Source organism: Bacillus sp. L_1B0_5, from assembly GCF_000836715.1.
Classification (GTDB): Bacteria; Bacillota; Bacilli; order Bacillales; family Bacillaceae_G; genus Bacillus_A; species Bacillus_A thuringiensis_S.
The window spans coordinates 1-19,089 of the sequence record NZ_JXIS01000087.1; the positions used below are offsets into that span (position 1 = coordinate 1).

A 19,089-nucleotide genomic window follows, 5' to 3' on the forward strand; every position below is an offset into this window, starting at 1 on the left:
GTATTGCTTTTGATGTACTAAACGGATTTGTTTTGGGTTTATATTGTTCTTGTATTCTTTTATTCACATCTATATAACCTTTGAAAATTTTGGGTATCTTATATTGATATAAAGGTATATCACTCTTCTTTCCTAACAAATACCCATCTTGATTTTCTAGATTTCTCTTCTTTAAGTACCTTCTTTTTTTCCCCATTACCTATTCACCTCTTCCTAATGTATATTTTAACATTAAGATATACATTGAAGAAATATTCTTACCTGGTTACCCATATCTTATATTTTGTGTAACTGCCCTTATTGCTGAATCCTTTGATATTCATAGCTTCATAATACTTTCCCTTTTGAGTTACACAACACGATAAAAATGGTTAACTGTAAAAAACAAAAAATAAAAGGAATGTTTGCTATATCTTGAAGTTCCTCATGGCCTTATCCATTACATCTTGATTCACACCTATATAACGTAATGTAACTCTCTCTGATGAATGATTGAAAATCTCCATTAATAACGCAATATTCTTTGTTTGCTTGTACATATGATAACCAAACGTCTTACGTAATGTATGAGTTCCTATTTCATCTAATCCAAACTCTTCTGCTGTGTTTCTGAGTATTTTATAAGCCATATTCCTTCCGATAGGTTTATTTGTTCCTTGCCTACTGCGGATTAAATATTCATGATTTTTCCTTTCTTCTATATACCAACGTAATTCTTTTTTTAATCTAGGTGTGATTTCAATTCGTTTTTGTTTACCTGTCTTCATTTCACGCATCGAGATATACTTTCCCTTTAAATCTCCAACCTTCAGTTTTAGAATGTCGCTAATACGTAGACCTGTATTAATTCCCATTACAAACAAAATATAATTACGCTCACTCTTTTCTTTTAAATACTCTTTAATTTGTTGTATTTGCTCTGGATCACGGATAGGTTGAACAAAGTTCATTGGTTATCCCCACCATCCTTTTCTTCTGCCTCATATACTTCTAATCTAAGAGCAAAAGCCAATTTATAAAAGGCATTAGATTTATTTCGTCTATATGTACGTTCACTCATACCAATCTCGTTATAAACCATGTAATCAAATACCTCTTCATCTTTCAAATATCGTTTTACAATAATGTCTCTTTGATTTTTACTAAAACGACTTAGCGCCTTATCAATTTGAAAAGATAAACGCTGTAATTTCACTTCTCTTTCACTCATAGCAACATTTGCTAGAGCAACATCTTCAGCTGGATTTCCTACTATGTTTGTTTGACCGTGGTATCTTACTTCACAAGAAGCTGTGACTTTCATCTCATTTCTAATCATCCCAAATTGTCTATAAATACGTACATTTTCAAGAATTTCTTCTAAACGAGCCTGCGTTGCCTTGCGATCAATTTTAGGTAAGAAAGTTAATTGCATCATATATAAAAACACCCCTTATCTATTTTATTAATAAAAAACAAAAAGCGGACACCAAACTACAGAGCAATATCATTAATGCTCTTTATAGTTTGATGTCCGCTGGTTCTTCCAGTAGGACCATAGTATATTTTTAAAATTCTCTAATAAGCTTCTATGTCAGAATATCAAATAACTTATCATTAATATACAAAGTAGCTTTTAAACCTATCATCTCAATTGATCATAAATTTGCTGAGCTATTTCCTTAACTCTTCTAGTACTGTTTCTTGAACTTGCCTGCAATAATTGATTAACATGGTGTTCTTGTATATTTTTATTATTAATATCATACTGTATTACAAATTCACACCATCGTTCAACTATATTCAAATCTCTAAGCTTTAATAATATAGTCTCATCACCTATAAATACCTTATTAAAATAATATTCCCATCTATCATCGGTTAGGTTACTTAAGATTCCATCAATGTATGTTTGTGCTCCCCAAGATATATTCCAAGTATTACCTATTTTACAAGATATTGTAGATGTCATACATTTACCTAATGCAGGAGCAGGAATTGAACTACCCAAATCAAATAGCAGCTTAGCTGCTGCAGGTTCATTATGAAAATTATTATTACCAAAATGCACTTCTAATAAATGATTAGCTGCTTCAATAAATGTATTAGACCTTAAACTCTCTGGTACATAGTCGAAGCCTTTTACTTTCAGTAAAACAGATTTCAATGCTCTTACTAATGGCAAATCACCTGCATTGGTAGCCTCTGCATAAGCAAAACCAATTGGATAACGATCATCTGACAGCAAATCTTCCCAGATACTTGGAATAATAGTAACCATATTTGCAAAAACAATTTCTCGTTCTGCCCCTTTTTCCGATTTTGATAAATTTAATAAAGTTCTAGTGGTTGTTCTTTTATAGAAATATGGACTATTCATTAAAGTCTGATAGATATCATGCTCTTCTGATATAATTTGTCTTTTAAGTTTTTCTCTAAAATTCGTAAAGGATATACTAAAACCATCGTCATTCATCGCTAGCACATACTTAATACACCCTTTTATGCATGCTTGCGCTTGTGTGACATCCAATTCATCCTCAACAGTCCGTACTAAATAATGTTTAAGCAACTCACTATTTTGTAAAAATAAAATTTTCGCAGTTTTATTAATTAAGCCTAAATCAGCACTTAAATTTATTATATCTACATCCGATAAAAAATCACTTGAATCAGATAAACTATCCTCATTGCGCCCTAACATTTCAAGCACAAATTCTTTGCCAAATGACATAATTTTATCTCTTAGTACCGCTATTGTTCTATTCCAGGTATACTCAGTCGCCATATCAAATAATCCTGCTTCAAAAGACACTTTTATTCGATCTATTTCTCTCGGAGAGAGCATATTTATGTATCCAGATAATTCACTAACACTAGCAACAGTAGCAGGTATCCTAGCGCCATTAGGCGAATCCCATAATACGATTTCATTAGCCAAATTAATCACACATCCTTTTGTAGAAGGTATTCCCATCCTGCGATAAAAAATATACCCCTTTAATCTTCGGGTCTTTTGATGCTAAAACAGTATAGGCAGCTCTTTTTCTTGCTCCACCTTCTGCAGGTATGTCATCCATCGTTAACGGCTGCTTTTTTACAAAAACATTAAATCCCCTTACCCTGGCAGAACTATCGATTATAGTAATTCCATCCACATTTAACATTTCAAGAAATAACCCTGAAAGACCATAATATGCTTCTGATGATGCAATATCCTTTTTATTCATTGCGGTATCTATTATTTTTTCTCCCAAATCAATAGGATCAGAAAACCAGGTACCATCTGATAGAAATTCATTTGGAAAGTTATAATCCGAATCGACAACAACACATATAGTTCCATGAACCCTATATGGTATTATTGCTAATAAATTTGTTAACGCCTTTTTAATAGACTCTTTGTCTAATGATGGAACATCGTGAGTAATATCCTCTATCATATCATTAAAAGATTCATTTGTTTCTTCACTATGATCTACTAATCGAAAATCAATCATTAAATTATGCTTTCTAATTCCACATATATTCAGCTCAAAATTACTAATAACTTCTACATCAATGACCCCAAAATCTATAAGTTCAGGCTCTTCAATACTTAATAAATTTCTTGAAAAAGAAACACCAACTGGACCTGAGAAAGCCCTGATTATGCCATACTGTATTCCATCCTGCTCAATATCCACGAACACATGCCAACCATTATTACAAAAAGGAATCAAAGATTTCAATATTTTCTCCATATCAAAACCATCCAAGTTACCCATTTTTGTTTTTACAATGTATGAATTAGGCACCGTATTTATCGCTTCCTTAATATTATTAGTTATGACAATTCGAGGACGAATCTTTTTCCCTTCTTCTTCATAATTACATAACCTTGATAATATATTGAGAAAATTAGTAAGAAACTTTTCACTTACGCTAATTTCCTCTAGCTCAAATATTCTCTCAATATTTTCCCGAACAGAATCATAATGTAATCTTGTTTCAATCATCAAATTATTCACTCCCAGAACCAATTCAATACAGTTACCACTACAAATAAATACATTATATCACCATGCTTTAAATTATTTAACATAATTTTATAAATTATAGAAAACCGTGGACTTTAACCCTAATTTTGGTTATGTATTAATGGAAAATAAAAAGAGTAGATAACAGATCTACTCTCTTCTTGTGTCCAATAAATATTTTGCTACTACACAAACTATAACTTTTAGTTCATCTTTACGTTTAAATCAGAAATTGTAAATTCTTTCGATAATTCAATTTGATATTTTTCAAAGAATACTTTCTCTATTCCTAACAGTGCAGATAAAAATTCAATATCAACCATAAGTGTATCCAATAATGTGCCTAACGATAAATAATTTTTATCAAATAAAAGCTGCAATATGCTTTTGACCTTACCTGGTTTCATAATTTTTATTTCATCATCCAGCGGTTCTCTTATTTTATATCCCTGTCTATTTAATTTGATATTGAAGTATCTATACTTTTGATAGTCCAGCAAACCAAGTGAGTGAGCTCGATATGCAATTGCCTGAATTGAGACAATCCATTTCTTCTTTAAATCAATGTAAGAGTCAGGAGCTGAATTCTTAGAAAGAAAATTAAAGTCTTCAGTAAACTCTTTTTCGGGTAGTAAAAAGGCCCCAGCAAATAAATTCGCCTCTTGTTCGTGCTCTCTATAAGCCTTATTGTCTAATGAAGAAAATTCAACTTTATAGTGTAATAGTAGATGACCTAATTCATGCGCTAAATCAAAGTTCCTTCTGGCAGCAGATTTCTTTAAATTCCCTAAAATAATAAATGGTCGTCCATCTTCAGCCCATAAACTGTAAGCATCTATTCTTTCTCCAATGGCCTTTTCAAAAATAAATGCTCCTTTTTTCTCAAGAATAAATAATAGATTTAAATTACTTTTATTACCTATCCCTAAAAATTCTCTAGCTAATTTTGCTGCCTTCTCGATTTTTATTCTCTTATCTTCCTCTGAAGAAGTAAGATATTGGATGACTTTTTCTCTTAAAACGACTATTTCATTTTGTGGATAATGTAACTTTTTTTCAATGACATTTAAGAACGAACTAATAAATTCTATTGTCTTAGCTTCACTTAGAGTTTTTTGAGCGCTATTTATAATATCTGCTCTATAAGCAATGTGACATTGTTGTATATTCGATTTTCCATTTTCACTTAGAAAATCTTCAGAATAAAAATACTTACTTTTTACTTTGAAAATTCTCTTCATTTTATTAATAACTTCCAATTTAGGCGACATATACCCATTTTCATATTGCCAAACGGCCTGTTCGGTAATTTCTAACATTTCGGAAAGTTGTTTTCTTGTGTAACCATGGAGAATTCGAATGTTTGTTAAATTTTTACCAACAAACATTGTACCTACCTCCTACAATATATTTCTAACTTTGACTATCATCATCTGCTTTTTCATCATCCAATTCTTCATCATGATAAATATCGTAATCAAATGCAGCTGGTGATTCATAGTTAGAATCCATCTCATCATTTTCTAGAACTGTTGTATCTACATCCTCAAAGTCCACTGAGCTATTATTAATTAGTCCAGTTAAATCATCCACTAAATAAGCTTTTTCATTATGAGGATTCGGCATCCAAAGAAATATTTTTGAAATCATGAATGCCTCATCAATTTCGTAAGTCACAATATAAAACTTATCGTACGCTTTCTGTAACTTACTTACTTCTGTATCCTCTAATGATTTTAAAGTATTATCGTCAAAGAGAGTTAAAAATTCAACAAAGCCAGATTCTTTCGGAAGTGAACGAGTTTCTGGGAATTTTATCTTGTGATTTACTCTGGATAACTTTTTTAAATAATTTTCATCATTTTTTTTACGTTTTTTATTTCCATCAATCCCCTTACCACCCGGAAAATTCCCCTCATTAAAATACTTAGCATTTTTTATAATAAACATGCTTTTGTCTTCAGAAGATGAAAATTGTAAATATCCCCAAGTATATCCTGCCTTAGCCTTTTTATACTCAATCCCAACACTTGCACATTCCCTGGCTGTTTGGTCGTCAATATGGTTCCCTTTTACCCATGCGTATGCGTCACTAATCTTCATGGTTCTTTGTTTTTCGTTACGCTCATGGATATAACTTTTATATCCATTCAATATCCCATCAACAATCACTTGATTTACTGCTGAACTAAAAGTATATTCTTGCATCTCCAATCCCTCTTTCTTTATTTTTATATAGCCTCTTTAATTATATACTATCTATATAAATTTTAAAGAAAAAGTGATAAAATCTATAAATTTTTAAAGTTAATACTAAACCTACTAAAGTAACTGTGTTTTTCGTTCTTCCATACGCGCCACTTTACCAGCTTTATATATAAATGACTGTTCACCATGTCCAGTTGTTGGTGGTTCAATGGGATGAATCTTTCCGTCCTTCACAACGTAAATCATGTTTTCCACTAAAGAAATTTCAGCTGTCATTGCTACAATGTTTTCTTTAATAACTGCCACCGCAATCACTCCCAATTATGTTATAATTACTTTGTCGAATAGTTATGTCGGGAGCAGTCTCGGCTTTTTTGTTTGTCTACAAATATCGCACAACATTTTCTGGAATAAATGATTGTTCAAGTGACAAATGGAGCCGTATTGGAATCGGCTCTTTGTTATCCCTTGCTCTCTTACATATTTCTTCAGCCTCTTCCCACACAAATTCTTTATCCTCCACTCGCTTATAACGCCAAATCCCAATTGTATAATCCTCAAATAATTCGTAACGTTCATCAGGCGCTGTCGTTGCTTTTAATTCATCAATCGCTTTGGCTTGGCGTGGTATTTGCACAACCACATCTGCATACCGTAATTTTGAATTCAAACGGTGAATATGAGCTTTCTTAGGATCAAATGATACAACTGGCTCCACGTCAAAAATTGTTAATTGCTTTGGCATTGTTTTTCCCCTCCAATACCTGCAAACTTGCTATTAGAATCCCTTCAAACTGCGTTAACGTTAGTTCATCTAATGTTTGTCCGTTAATTTCAGTTAATCCTAATCCCAACAATTTACGAATGATTATTAGTTTTCTACGTTCTACTTCCTGACGTAACAACATGATTAAGCCTCCTGCTGATGATTAAACTTTCTCTCTAAATTTACAAACTTACTAAATTCTTTAATAAATGCTAGTTCAACAACACCAACTGGACCATTTCTCTGTTTCGCTAAAATAATTTCTGTTATGTTTTTATTTTCTGTCTCGCGGTCATAGTAATCTTCACGGTATAAGAATGCTATTAAATCCGCATCTTGCTCAATTTGACCATTTTCACGTAAATCTGATAGCAACGGCCTCTTATCTTGCCTACTTTCTACCGCACGGCTTAACTGTGATAATGCAACTACACATACATTTAATTCTCTTGCCATCAGTTTTAACTTACGACTAATCTCACCGATTTCTTGCATGCGGTTCCCTCTATGCTTTGAATCCCCTACAATAAGCTGCAAATAATCAATTGCAATTAAAACCTTTTTATCAGGGTACTTACGCTTTAATTTCCTAGCCTTTGCATAAATCTCTTGCATCGTTACATTTGCTTTATCGTAAATTTCTAATGGCAAATCATTAATCAATCCCATCGCTTGACTAATCTTTTCCCAATCCTTTAAATTACATAGCTTTTTAGGATTCTTTAATTTCGTAGCATCTATATTTCCAGTACTTGAGATCATTCTCTTTAGTAGCTGCTCTTCTCCCATCTCTAGTGAAAAGATTCCTGTTGCTGTATGAGCACTTGCTGCATGAAAAGCGACGTTTAATACAAATGCCGTTTTCCCCATCGAAGGACGGGCACCGACAATAATTAAATCACCTTCTTGTAACCCTGCTGTCATTCTGTTCAAGTCGTCATAACCAGTAGGAATACCAGTTAAATCTCCTACATCAATTTGCATGCTCTTATACAAATCAACAAGCGTATCTTTCAAGTTAAATTCATCTGAGTAACCTGTTTCTTCAATGGCGCTTAATTCATCAATTGATGTACTAATAGCACTCATATCCCTATCTTGCTGAAGGCGGTTATATAAGTTACCAGCAACCTCCTGAGCATGTCTCATCTTCCAAGTCTCAATCACTAAACCTTCGTGATACGAGAAGTTCTTAGTAGTTGTTACAACTTCTGTCAAGTTTACAAAGAATTCGATTCCGCCAATTTGATGCATAAAGCTTTCATCGAATTTTCCAATGAGAGCAACAAGATCTATCGGGACCTCAGCATCCTCTAATTCTCTCATTGCCTTGAAAATCACTTGGTGCGTTGGTAAAGAAAACTGTTTTACCTTTAGCTGACAATCTTTAATTAAATCGCCTTCTTGGATAATGCTACCTAAAACACTTTGTTCAGCTTCTACATTGCGAATCATATCGTTACTCATTTGGCCAACCACGCATTCTGTTGGTTAAGTACTGCAAGTTCCTCTTCTGTTGGAATGTTCTGCTCCCATGCTTGTTGCTGCTGTATTACGTTTTTAGTAGATTCCGATAACCCTTTTTGTTGATAAGGTACTTGTGTCTGTTGCTGTGCTTTTGTTAATCGCTGAGCACGAAATGCTTTATCAGCTGCCTCAACATCAGCTACTTTTTTAAAGCCTTTAAGATGCCAATCTCTTAAAATCGTATTTACGTAAGACATGTTTCTCGTATTCTTCTCTAAAGCAATCTTCATAGCCTTAATAACTAGTTCTGCATTTAAATCATCTATCCAAGCATAAATACCATCTGCAATAAAGGGTGTAATGAATCCGAAGTTTTGCTCGTAAAAAGAAATTGGATTAACCTCAACAACTTCTTCCGCGCCTGCGCGTTCTTCTTGTTGTTGTTCTTTTTCTTCTTCTTTTTCTTCTTCTTTTTCTTTTTCTTCTTCCTTGCTAGGGTCTTGGAAGCCCCTTATAAGCCCCTCCAAACGGACTGATAAATACTCCTTAATACGAGGGATTTTAAAATCTTGTTCTCGTTCTAATTGCAAGCAAGTTTCATAGAAATCAACTAAAAAATCCTGGTCCTTCACAGATTGAATCTCTTTTAAGACACACTTTTCAATGTTTACATTTTTAATTGGATTGAATTTTAACCAGTTGATTAAGAACAGCTCTTTTGTTTTTGGGTTGTAATTAATTTTTCCGTATTCAGCAAAACGTTCTAATAGCTTCATAACAGTTTCACGGTTATATCCTGTATCAGTTTCAATAATACGGAGTGGAAGCTCATAGATTCCAGATTGAGACGTCTTACTATTTGTCATCAAATATAAGTAGAAATACTTCTCCTCCGGTGTAAGATCTAAAACAAATGAATCCTGCCAAAATGAAACATGTACTGGTCTATAAACTGCCATATTATTCATCCTCCCGTTTACATATCGCGAATCCGTCCTCTACACGTAATAAGCGATAATTCTTGTATCCTATTTTGAGATATTGTTTTACTAAGTAAATTAGGTGTTGCTCTGATGTTGCTTGTTGAAACACTTTAGGATTCAGCAACACTCTATGTAATGATTTGTCTAAAAGCATGTAGCACACTCCGTTGTTATACGAATGCTAATTTGATATAATTAATCCTAAGATCTTTGCAAGACCGTTTGTCTATCACTCTGCCAAGTGATAGATCTTTTTATTTTCTACGTGTTACTAACGAAGCGTTAACTCCTCTTGCTCTTAAATCTTTAATTACTACACGATAACTCATCGATGCCTCATGTTCCTCTTTTGTATCACGAAGCATTTTAAATTCCCTTATACATCGCTCCAGCTCTTCTTCCCAGTGATTTGATTCTTCGGTTGACTCTGCATTAAACATGTTATAAATACATTCACTCATACAGTTACGAAGTTTATTCGCAAATGAAAAATCTCCAGGAAGAACTAGATCATGAAGACGATTATTTTTATCGTTCATGAATTACATCTCCTTTCTATTTAAGTTAATGCTGTACGCATCGTTACAACCAGAAAGGAACATTGTAGAGGTATGGGAGGAACAATCCCTTTCTGGTCATAACGACAAGCACAGTGGCTTGTCCAAATGATTTATATAGTGTTATAATTGCTTTACAATATTTTTCAGAGCTACTGTTGTCTAGGCGGTAGCTTTTTTATTTACCCATTTATGTTTCAAAATAAATGATGCTTCAATAATTTTGATTCGAATCCCCAACAATTTCTTCTCTTGCTTTAACTCAACTGTTTTTGAATCCTCATTAAGTAATTCTGCTATTTTAATTTCACCAGTTAGTTTTGCATCATATCGAATTAATTCCTTGTATTCTCTTAGACTCGGTTTCTTATAATCTACTGTCATTTTTCTTCCTCCCTTAAAGCACCTTTGTTAAATTCATTAAGCTATCCACCGATTGAATAATAACGTTCTCCGCCATAGCCTTTTGCAACCAACTTCTTTGTATTTGTTCCATAATGCCAAAATGAACTTGCTCAAGAGCTTGTACTACACATTGAGTAGCTTGGATTGTATCGAAGATTTCTTTTGCATGAACTGCGTACTCATGTTTCTTCTTTTCATCATGCTTCCATGACCTTGTTGTAACTTGTAAGTTCATGATTTCCTTTGCTGCCGCAATTCCCTCTTCTGCTTGCTTAATGTAGTTCATCAATTGTAGATTTACATCTTGAGTTAAGCGTGGATCTGTAGGCGGTAACCCCACACCATAAATATGTTTAATCGCTTGTTGATTTAACTTTGCTCCTGTTGCATGGCACCAATCCATCGCAAGTTCAAATTCTGGTTTAGAAAGTCCAGATTCAATACGGGTTAATCGTTCATGTGTAATACCAAGGTACTTAGATAACCCTTTCTTTGTTTTCAGCTGAACATTGTCACAACATTCTCTAGCATTCTGTAATAATTCTCCTATTGCTGAATTGCAGTATATGCTTGTTCCCATATCTGTTCGCCTCCATATTTAGTTTTCAAATGGTTACAATGAACTTAGTACATATGTAACTTGTCTACTTTTCGTATAAAAAGAGAGGAACTATCCCTCAACGTTTTCTTTTACTTGTATTTCTTTGATGATGGCCCAACCAGCCTTGTAATATGCTTGACGGATTTTATCGATATCCTTTTGTGATTTTGGCTCAGGAGCCACAACATGGACTTTCGTTTTTCCAAATTTATAAGTCGCCGCATATTCTTCTTGTTGGCTCATGGTGTCACCTCTTGAAGTGCTTTTTATATGTTTATGCGACGGGTCTGTTGGTACTGCCATGTTAGTTGTTAGCATTTTCTCACCTCCAGAAACATTTCGTTTCCTTTTTAATCAAAAAAAAGAACGTCAATTGTTGTTTTATAAAAATCAGCTATTCTTTTAGCTAATTCTAATGAAGGCGTTCTATCACCACGTTCAATTGCCCCTAGCATTTGAGGCGTAATTTTCAAACGCCTTGCTACGACTATTCTTGATTGATTACTTCTAAATTCAATCATTTTATTTCTTTTTTTATTCAATATACCACCTCCAAAAGAAACGTTTTGTTTCCTTGTAACTCTAATATAAAGAAACGAATCGTTTCTGTCAATGTTTATTAGAAACTTTTTGTTTCCTTTATAGATTTAGAAACTAAACGTTTCTATAATTAATAAAAAGCGCCTATTCTTATTTAGAAAGAAGGAAGAATTTATGCTTGGAAAAAAGATTTCAGAACTTAGAAAAAAACAAAAACTAAGTCAATATGAACTTGCTGATCGTTTGGGCTTTTCAAGAGGAAAATTAGCTAATTATGAGCAAGGTCAGCGCGAACCAGATTATGATACTTTAAAGAAAATTGCAGACTTTTTTGAGGTATCAACAGATTATCTGTTAGATAGAACACAAACAAAAGAAATGGTATCTAATAATCCATCTAAATTATCAATTAAGGAAGAACGTGATATCGCACGTGATTTAGAAAAAACCTTAGAAGAGCTTGAAAACAGCGATGAAGCGTTAATGTTTGACGGAGAACCAATAGACGACCATACAAAAGAAATGATTCGTATTTCTCTAGAAAATTCTATGCGCATGGCAAAACAATTAGCAAAACAAAAATTCACTCCAAACAAGTATAAAAAAGATTGAACGGAGCGAGAAATGAAAATTAAAGACTACGTAATGAAAATCGTAAAAAAACACGGCACAACAAACCCCTTTGAAATTGCTAAACGAAAAGATATTATAGTGTTGTTTGAAGACCTTGGGAATACTCTTGGTTTTTACAACACTTATAAACGCTTTAAATTCATTCATATTAATAATCAAATTAACGAAAATACTCAACAATTTGTTTGTGCACATGAATTAGGTCATGCAGTACTTCATCCTAAAGCAAATACCCCCTTCTTGCGTAACCAAACCTTTTTTTCAGTGGATCGCTTAGAAATCGAAGCAAATACATTTGCTGTAGAATTGTTACTTACCGATGAAATGATTTCTGCTTATAAAGATACTCGTTTATCTATTCAAGAAATTGCGGAGGCTCATGGGATTCCTGGAGGATTCGCTCGTTTAAAAACTTACGTTTATTAAGAAAGCAGGCGTAATTCTATTAACTTATGGAGGATTAATAATGAAAAAATACCTAGTACCATTTACAACGCTCTTTTTATCTATTGGACTAGTTGGTTGTGATACTAACAATCCAGTTAAAGAAGACGAACAACACGCACAAGAAGAAACAAAGAATGTAGAAGAACAACGTCAGATAGAAGAAAAAGTAAAGCAAGAAGAACAACAACGTCAAGAAGCTGAAGTCCAACACCAAGCAGAGGAAAAAATGAAGCAAGAAGAACAACGACGTCAGGAAGCTGAAGCCCAACGCCAATCAGAAGAAAAAGCGAAGCAAGAACAAGCAGCCAAAGCAGAACAACAACAGAATCAAGAAAAACAAAAACAACTCGACGAAAATGATTCCAGTAATCAATCAGCACCAAAAATAGAAGAATCCAAATTGGAGCGATTCAAGGAGGAGCAAATAAGAAAACTTCAAGCCGCTGATTCAAAAGAGAAAGAGGAAGCTTTCGATAGGGCGGCAGCCTCTCGCCGTGAACGATTCGAGAGACAAGAAATTGAAAAAATGGATTGCGATACAGCACGTTCTGCGTTATCCCAATTAGAACAAATGGATGACAATCCGATCGCAAAAAAACAGGCACTTGATTATCAAGATAAAATAGCAAGGTGCAACAAATCAGGTAATTAAACAACTCGGAACGTTCGTTTAAAGACCTATTTATATTAGTTACATTTTAATAATAATGATTTTCGGTGTTATACAAAGTTGTAGAAGGGAACTCATACAAATGACTTTTATAAAAGATATAGCTTCTTTTTCTGAAGGATTATCTAAAGCTTTTCCAATAATTCTATCCATAGCCTCTTTTTTGGGTGTTCTCATTATTTATAATAAGAAAACTAATTTTGATTTAATCTTTGAAGGAAAGCACATTAGATTTTTAACAAAGATGACACAAACTATTACAGCTTTTATTGGATTTTATTTATTATTACAATTAGTCTCTTTACTTTTTTATTTTATTGGTATACCTAAACCAACAAAGATTATATTAAATACAGTATATTTTATAGATATTTTATTAGCTCTTATTCTATTAATTTCTATATTAATCTATATGGCATTTAACATGGTTTGTTCCGCTTTAAATTATTTACATCAAATCAACAGTTACCAAAACTTTATTACTAAAAGAGATGAGTGGCTAAGCCGGCATAATACAATCAAAAGCGTTCTTACTTATATAAAAAATGGCATCCTTATTATATATTTCGGCCTAAATAAGCTTGTATACATACTTCTTGTGGGTGCCAGCCTATATACCCAAACTATGCATCTCTATTTAGCTAAAGAACAAATATTAAAACTGGATTTATTATCTCAGTCATCTATTAAATTCTTAATCGGTCCAGTAATAATTTGGGCTTTCCTAGTTACAATTATGTATTTTTATCTTAAGGAAAAAGGTGAATTAAACAAAAGTTACTATACTGTAAAATTCATTCCAGAAACTGAGGTCGAAAATGAAGACTTAGTTCACCTCTATACTCGCCCAACTAAAGAATGGGTTCTAGTAAGGGCAAATGATTTACAGAAACAAAATACAATTTTTCTTTATAATCCTGAATCAAAGAACTGGCTTAAATACAAAAAAGTAAATCATAATTAAAAAGTCCGATTCATGGACTATTTAATTATGATTTAGAATTGAACCAGTCTTATGTTTTATCATTTACTTCATTCCTGAAATTACAATTCATATAATACATATTAATAAGGAGGTCTAACTATGAAAACTGCAATCTACCTTAGAAAATCCCGTGCCGATCTCGAAGCCGAAGCACGAGGCGAAGGAGAAACATTAGCAAAGCACCGATCTACCCTGTTGAAAATTGCCAAGGAAATGAACTTAAATGTTTTAGCTGTTCGTGAGGAAATCGTTTCTGGGGAGAGCTTAGTGAAACGGCCTGAAATGTTAGCATTGCTTGAAGAAATTGAGGATAACAAATATGATGTTGTTCTCTGTATGGATATGGACCGTTTAGGTCGTGGCGGTATGAAAGAGCAAGGAATCATTTTAGAGACGTTTAAACGCTCGAATACGAAGATTATGACACCTAGGAAGACTTATGACCTTAATGATGAGTGGGACGAAGAATATAGCGAATTTGAAGCGTTTATGGCTCGTAAGGAGTTAAAGATTATTACGCGTCGTATGCAACGCGGCCGTATAGCAAGCGTGGAGGCTGGTAATTACCTCGGTACCCATGCGCCTTATGGTTATGATATCCACCGTTTAAATAAGCGAGAACGTACTTTAACAATTAATTCAGAAGAAGCTTCTGTTGTAAGAATGATATTCGATTGGTATGCAAACGAGGATATGGGCGCTAACGCAATCCGAAGCAAATTAAATGATATTGGCTACAAAAGTAAGCTAGGTAATGAATGGAACCCCTACAGCATCTTGGATATATTAAAAAATAATGTGTACATCGGAAAAGTAACGTGGCAAAAACGAAAAGAAGTAAAACAGCCTGATGCAATAAAAAGAAGTTGTGCTCGTCAAGATAAATCAGATTGGATTATTGCTGATGGCAAACATGAGCCAATCATACCGGAAAGTTTATTTGAACAAGTACAAGAAAAATTAAATTCAAGATATCACGTTCCTTACAATACGAACGGAATTAAAAATCCTCTAGCTGGCATTATTAAATGTAGTAAATGTGGTTATAGCATGGTCCAACGTTATCCGAAGAACCGAAAAGAAACGATGGATTGTAAACACCGGGGCTGTGAAAACAAATCAAGTTACACTGAATTAATTGAGAAGCGTTTACTCGAGGCATTAAAAGAATGGTACATCAATTATAAAGCTGATTTTGAAAAACATAAGCAAGATGACAAATTAAAAGAAACACAAGTCATTCAAATGAATGAAGCTGCATTACGCAAGCTTGAAAAAGAATTAGTGGATGTCCAAAAACAAAAAAATAATTTACATGATTTATTAGAACGTGGCGTTTACACAGTCGATATGTTTTTAGAACGCTCGAATGTAGTTTCTGACCGTATAATTGAAATTACTTCCACTATGGAAAACTTAAAGAAAGAAATTAAAACCGAAATTAAGAAGGAAAAAGTCAAGAAAGATACAATACCTCAAGTAGAGCATGTTCTTGATTTGTACTTTAAAACAGATGATCCCAAAAAGAAAAACAGCCTCCTAAAGTCGGTTTTAGAAAAGGCTGTTTATAAAAAGGAAAAGTGGCAAAGGCTCGATGATTTCGAACTTGTGCTTTACCCTAAGCTCCCTCAAGATGGCGACATATAAGCGTTTATGCTTTGTCGTCACCTTGTTGGTGTAATTAGATTTACCCCATTTAATCCTAAAGCATCATTCGTCGAAACTGCCAATACGACAGGCTTGCCATTTCTTAGCGTCGCTTTTGCTGCCATTAGTACTGGAGAATCTGTCATTGCATTTGCAAATTTACTCATAGAATTTCCTGTTAAAGGAGCGATTACCATGCAGTCTAATGGAATTTTAGGTCCAAGTGGCTCTGCTCCAACAATTGAATTAATTGCTTTAAAACCTGTTATTTCTTCAATTTTCTTAATCCACTCTGCTCCTTCTCCAAATCTAGTATTTGTTGATTGAACAGTGTATGAAACAACGGGACGTACTTCTGCCCCTTCAGCAATTAATTTTTCTAAGTGCGGCATAACTTCCTCATACGTACAATGTGAACCCGTAAATCCGAAACCAATTCGTTTCCCCTTCAAACTCATTTCTTTTCCTCCTCCTTTGCAATTGCATCTGCTGCTAATAACTGAGAAAGAACATTTGCTAAAATTTGCCCAGCCGTTTTGGGAGCAACAATACCTGGTAATCCAGGTGCTAGCAACGCTTTGACTCCTCTTTTTTCCGCATATCTAAAGTCAGTACCGCCTGGTTTAGAGGCTAAATCAATCACTAACGTATGAGCTGGCATTTTTGCAATAACATTCGCTGTTACAACGAGGTGCGGAATTGTATTGATTACAATATCGATATTTCCTACTTCTTTCTCTATATCTTGCATATGAAAAGGAGAAAACATCATTTCTGTAATACGTGCAATATGTTCAGATCGTCTTGCTCCAACTTTGACATGGGCTCCTAATGATTGAAATGCTCTCGCAACACTCATTCCTGTTCTACCAAATCCTAGAACCATTACATTGGACCCATGAATTGTATAGTCGGTATGTTGAATTACCATCATTAATGTACCTTCTACAGTTGGAATAGAATTATATATTGCCACATCATCACGATCAAATAATTTAACAAGTTTTCGGTTCGTAGTAGATACGAGATTTTCCAAGTAAGGTGTACCAATACCCGAATATATAGTAAAGTGTTCTGGTGTATTTTCAATTTGTTCTTTCGTTATTGAAACTTTTTCATTTGAAAAAATAGTATCTACTTCTCCTTTAGCATTTGTACCTGCAACCGGCAAAATAATTGCGTCTACAGAAGTGAAATCTAAATTTTGTATACTTTCTTTTGCTGCCCCTGTGAAACCATGATCTAACTGATCAAACCCTATCAAAGAAAGTTTCGCATCCAATTCAACTAGCTTACGAATTACTTCTAGCTGCCTTGCATCTCCTCCTATGACAGCAATATGCATCTCAGTCAACATTCCCTAATTCACCTTCTTTTTCTGTCATTTATAAGAAAAGTGCCTACTTTTTCTTTTTCCTCCACATCATATGTAATGTACGAGTTTATGGTGATTGAAAATCCAAATGCACATATGATTTATCAGGTTTCTATGTAGATACAAAAAAAGATGACCAAAATGGCCATCCTTCACTCCGAATTTGAACGATCTATACTATCACAAAGAAGCATATCATGTCCGACTTTCTTTATTTGACTCCATGCCACCCTTATTTCTTGTGGTTCCTTTTTAAAACCTCCCCACTTCCCTACAGGTATTATAAGTGTTTGTATTTGTCCGTCTTTCTCATTAATCTCTAAATCCATATAACCTAAGACTCCCATTTTTTCCGCTTTTTCTATATCTACAACCTCTTTACCACTTAATTCACTTAATCGCATACATACTCCCCCTACTGAATTTTTCATTTGCATTGTCTATAATTAGTACCTATTCTATATGTATAAAAAAAATAACCTTCTCTCATTTAAAAAGAGAGAAGGTTATTATCAGATACATCATAAAAATCGATTATAGTTTTATTCCTTTTGGAAGTTTTCCATCTGGACTAATAAGTGCCGCAGAGAATTCATCAGTAAACATGTTGCGAATTAATCCGTCCACATTTTCTTTTGTTACAGTGTTTACACTTTCAATAATCTCATCAAGTGAACGATGTTTACGAAGAAGCAATTCATTTTTACCGTTACGGCTCATACGGCTATTTGTACTTTCTAAACTTAACATTAAGTTTCCTTTTAATTGCTCTTTACTATTCATAAGCTCTTTTTCTGTAATACCTGTATTTTTCAATGTCTCTAATGTTTCTTGCATTGTTTCATACAGTGTATCTAATTGTTGGCTACCTGTTCCACCGTAAAGTGTTAACATGCCTGTATCTTCATAAGAAGAGTGGTAAGAAAATACCGAGTAAGCTAATCCACGTTGCTCACGTACTTCTTGGAATAAACGGCTACTCATGCTACCGCCTAAAACATTATTTAATACAATTAAGTTATAAATATCTTCGTGTCCCATTTGTAAGCCTTTATATCCTAGACATAAATGAGCTTGTTCCGTTTCCTTTTTACGGGCTACCTTATTGAAATGGAAAATTGGGCTATGTACTTGTTCACGGTTTGTTGTTCCTTCATAACTACCGAAATATTGCTCCACTGTTTGTAAAAATGCTTCATCAATATTTCCTGCAACTGATACAACTACATTTTCAGGTGTGTAATGATCTTTTATATATTGACGTAACGTATCACCTGTAAACGTATTAAGCGTTTCTTCTGTTCCTAAAATAGGATATCCAAGTGGATGCGTTTCATATGTTGCTTTCGTTAACATATCATGCACAATATCATCTGGCGCATCTTCGTACATTTTAATTTCTTCACATACGACATTCTTCTCTTTTTTCAGTTCTTCCTCATCAAATGTTGAATTAAAGAACATATCTGCTAAAACATCTAAAGCATATTTAGCATGCTCATCTAATACTTTTGCATAGTAACAAGTATATTCTTTTGAAGTAAATGCATTCACTTGACCACCAATGCTATCAAATGATTCTGCAATCTCTCGTGCACTACGTGTTTCTGTCCCTTTAAAGAACATATGCTCTAAAAAGTGAGAAATCCCATTATTTTTTTCATTTTCATTTCTTGATCCCGCATGGATCCAAATACCAATTGCAACCGATCTTACAGTTGGTATATTCTCCATAACTATTCTTACACCATTTTTACAAGTATATTTTTTAATCAAAAACTTTCCTCCTACTGCCAGTTTCTCTAAA

At 33.7% G+C, this 19,089-nt stretch carries 24 protein-coding genes and 2 pseudogenes; 5 read left to right on the forward strand and 21 right to left on the reverse strand.

Features of this window, described 5'->3' with window-relative positions:
- The 17 genes and pseudogenes from RT27_RS24215 to RT27_RS24295 all read right to left on the reverse strand — a co-directional run.
- Positions 1–196: pseudogene (locus RT27_RS24215) on the reverse strand (hypothetical protein); the annotation flags it as partial.
- A gap of 211 nt (positions 197–407) precedes the next feature.
- Positions 408–950 (reverse strand): site-specific integrase, encoded by a 543-nt coding sequence (locus tag RT27_RS24220; RefSeq protein WP_043937839.1) that lies wholly within the window; start codon positions 948–950, stop codon positions 408–410.
- The gene (locus RT27_RS24225) at positions 947–1,417 is read right to left on the reverse strand and encodes an ArpU family phage packaging/lysis transcriptional regulator (RefSeq protein ID WP_043937840.1); all 471 of its coding nucleotides are present in this window, start codon (positions 1,415–1,417) and stop codon (positions 947–949) included. Before RT27_RS24225 ends, RT27_RS24220 begins: the two co-directional genes overlap by 4 nt.
- A gap of 207 nt (positions 1,418–1,624) precedes the next feature.
- A complete protein-coding gene (locus RT27_RS24230) occupies positions 1,625–2,920 on the reverse strand; it encodes a hypothetical protein (protein ID WP_156137718.1) in 1,296 nt (431 codons plus the stop codon).
- A 1-nt stretch (position 2,921) separates the two neighbouring features.
- A complete protein-coding gene (locus RT27_RS24235) occupies positions 2,922–3,980 on the reverse strand; it encodes a hypothetical protein (RefSeq protein WP_156137719.1) in 1,059 nt (352 codons plus the stop codon).
- Positions 3,981–4,201: 221 nt separating this feature from the next.
- A complete protein-coding gene (locus tag RT27_RS24240; RefSeq protein ID WP_043937845.1) occupies positions 4,202–5,386 on the reverse strand; it encodes an XRE family transcriptional regulator in 1,185 nt (394 codons plus the stop codon).
- Between the two features lie 25 nt (positions 5,387–5,411).
- The gene (locus RT27_RS24245) at positions 5,412–6,206 is read right to left on the reverse strand and encodes a hypothetical protein (protein WP_043937846.1); all 795 of its coding nucleotides are present in this window, start codon (positions 6,204–6,206) and stop codon (positions 5,412–5,414) included.
- Positions 6,207–6,320: 114 nt separating this feature from the next.
- Complete coding sequence (locus RT27_RS24250) at positions 6,321–6,512, reverse strand: DUF3954 domain-containing protein (protein WP_043937847.1); 192 nt, start codon at positions 6,510–6,512, stop codon at positions 6,321–6,323.
- Positions 6,513–6,588: 76 nt separating this feature from the next.
- Complete coding sequence (locus tag RT27_RS24255; RefSeq protein WP_043937849.1) at positions 6,589–6,951, reverse strand: hypothetical protein; 363 nt, start codon at positions 6,949–6,951, stop codon at positions 6,589–6,591.
- On the reverse strand, positions 6,926–7,114 hold the full coding sequence (locus tag RT27_RS24260; protein WP_043937850.1) for a hypothetical protein: 189 nt from the start codon (positions 7,112–7,114) through the stop codon (positions 6,926–6,928). Before RT27_RS24260 ends, RT27_RS24255 begins: the two co-directional genes overlap by 26 nt.
- A 2-nt stretch (positions 7,115–7,116) precedes the next feature.
- Positions 7,117–8,439: a replicative DNA helicase gene (dnaB, locus tag RT27_RS24265; RefSeq protein ID WP_043937851.1), complete on the reverse strand. Its 1,323-nt coding sequence runs from the start codon at positions 8,437–8,439 to the stop codon at positions 7,117–7,119.
- On the reverse strand, positions 8,436–9,398 hold the full coding sequence (locus RT27_RS24270) for a DnaD domain protein (RefSeq protein ID WP_043937852.1): 963 nt from the start codon (positions 9,396–9,398) through the stop codon (positions 8,436–8,438). The genes dnaB and RT27_RS24270 overlap by 4 nt, the downstream gene beginning before the upstream one ends.
- A gap of 278 nt (positions 9,399–9,676) precedes the next feature.
- The gene (locus tag RT27_RS24275; protein ID WP_043937853.1) at positions 9,677–9,961 is read right to left on the reverse strand and encodes a hypothetical protein; all 285 of its coding nucleotides are present in this window, start codon (positions 9,959–9,961) and stop codon (positions 9,677–9,679) included.
- Positions 9,962–10,141: 180 nt separating this feature from the next.
- On the reverse strand, positions 10,142–10,363 hold the full coding sequence (locus tag RT27_RS24280; protein WP_000215317.1) for a hypothetical protein: 222 nt from the start codon (positions 10,361–10,363) through the stop codon (positions 10,142–10,144).
- Between the two features lie 13 nt (positions 10,364–10,376).
- Positions 10,377–10,964, reverse strand: a complete 588-nt coding sequence (locus tag RT27_RS24285) for a hypothetical protein (protein WP_000537277.1) — start codon at positions 10,962–10,964, stop codon at positions 10,377–10,379.
- Positions 10,965–11,054: 90 nt separating this feature from the next.
- Positions 11,055–11,303, reverse strand: a complete 249-nt coding sequence (locus RT27_RS24290; protein ID WP_043937855.1) for a hypothetical protein — start codon at positions 11,301–11,303, stop codon at positions 11,055–11,057.
- 32 nt (positions 11,304–11,335) lie between these two features.
- Positions 11,336–11,527 carry a helix-turn-helix transcriptional regulator gene (locus tag RT27_RS24295; RefSeq protein ID WP_043937857.1) on the reverse strand — a complete coding sequence of 64 codons (192 nt, stop codon included), beginning with the start codon at positions 11,525–11,527 and terminating at the stop codon, positions 11,336–11,338.
- A 172-nt stretch (positions 11,528–11,699) separates the two neighbouring features.
- Here RT27_RS24295 and RT27_RS24300 point away from each other — a divergent pair, with 172 nt between their 5' ends.
- The 5 genes from RT27_RS24300 to RT27_RS24320 all read left to right on the forward strand — a co-directional run bounded on the left by RT27_RS24300 (position 11,700) and on the right by RT27_RS24320 (position 15,907).
- A complete protein-coding gene (locus RT27_RS24300; RefSeq protein WP_002088140.1) occupies positions 11,700–12,137 on the forward strand; it encodes a helix-turn-helix transcriptional regulator in 438 nt (145 codons plus the stop codon).
- Positions 12,138–12,149: 12 nt separating this feature from the next.
- Positions 12,150–12,584 carry an ImmA/IrrE family metallo-endopeptidase gene (locus RT27_RS24305; RefSeq protein WP_043937858.1) on the forward strand — a complete coding sequence of 145 codons (435 nt, stop codon included), beginning with the start codon at positions 12,150–12,152 and terminating at the stop codon, positions 12,582–12,584.
- Positions 12,585–12,624: 40 nt separating this feature from the next.
- A complete protein-coding gene (locus tag RT27_RS24310) occupies positions 12,625–13,257 on the forward strand; it encodes a hypothetical protein (protein WP_043937859.1) in 633 nt (210 codons plus the stop codon).
- A gap of 100 nt (positions 13,258–13,357) precedes the next feature.
- Positions 13,358–14,239, forward strand: a complete 882-nt coding sequence (locus tag RT27_RS24315) for a hypothetical protein (protein WP_043937860.1) — start codon at positions 13,358–13,360, stop codon at positions 14,237–14,239.
- A gap of 120 nt (positions 14,240–14,359) precedes the next feature.
- Positions 14,360–15,907 carry a recombinase family protein gene (locus tag RT27_RS24320; RefSeq protein WP_043937862.1) on the forward strand — a complete coding sequence of 516 codons (1,548 nt, stop codon included), beginning with the start codon at positions 14,360–14,362 and terminating at the stop codon, positions 15,905–15,907.
- Positions 15,908–15,939: 32 nt separating this feature from the next.
- Here the strand turns inward: RT27_RS24320 and dpaB are convergent.
- The 4 genes and pseudogenes from dpaB to RT27_RS24340 form a co-directional block, all read right to left on the reverse strand.
- Positions 15,940–16,365 (reverse strand): annotated as a pseudogene (dpaB, locus tag RT27_RS24325) (dipicolinate synthase subunit B); the annotation flags it as partial.
- Positions 16,362–17,264 carry a dipicolinic acid synthetase subunit A gene (dpaA, locus tag RT27_RS24330; protein WP_000954735.1) on the reverse strand — a complete coding sequence of 301 codons (903 nt, stop codon included), beginning with the start codon at positions 17,262–17,264 and terminating at the stop codon, positions 16,362–16,364. The pseudogene dpaB and the gene dpaA, both read right to left, overlap by 4 nt.
- Before the next feature lie 170 nt (positions 17,265–17,434).
- Positions 17,435–17,686, reverse strand: a complete 252-nt coding sequence (locus RT27_RS24335) for a YlmC/YmxH family sporulation protein (protein WP_016080542.1) — start codon at positions 17,684–17,686, stop codon at positions 17,435–17,437.
- Positions 17,687–17,816: 130 nt separating this feature from the next.
- The gene (locus RT27_RS24340) at positions 17,817–19,058 is read right to left on the reverse strand and encodes a pitrilysin family protein (RefSeq protein ID WP_000593001.1); all 1,242 of its coding nucleotides are present in this window, start codon (positions 19,056–19,058) and stop codon (positions 17,817–17,819) included.
- Between the last annotated feature and the right edge of the window lie 31 nt (positions 19,059–19,089).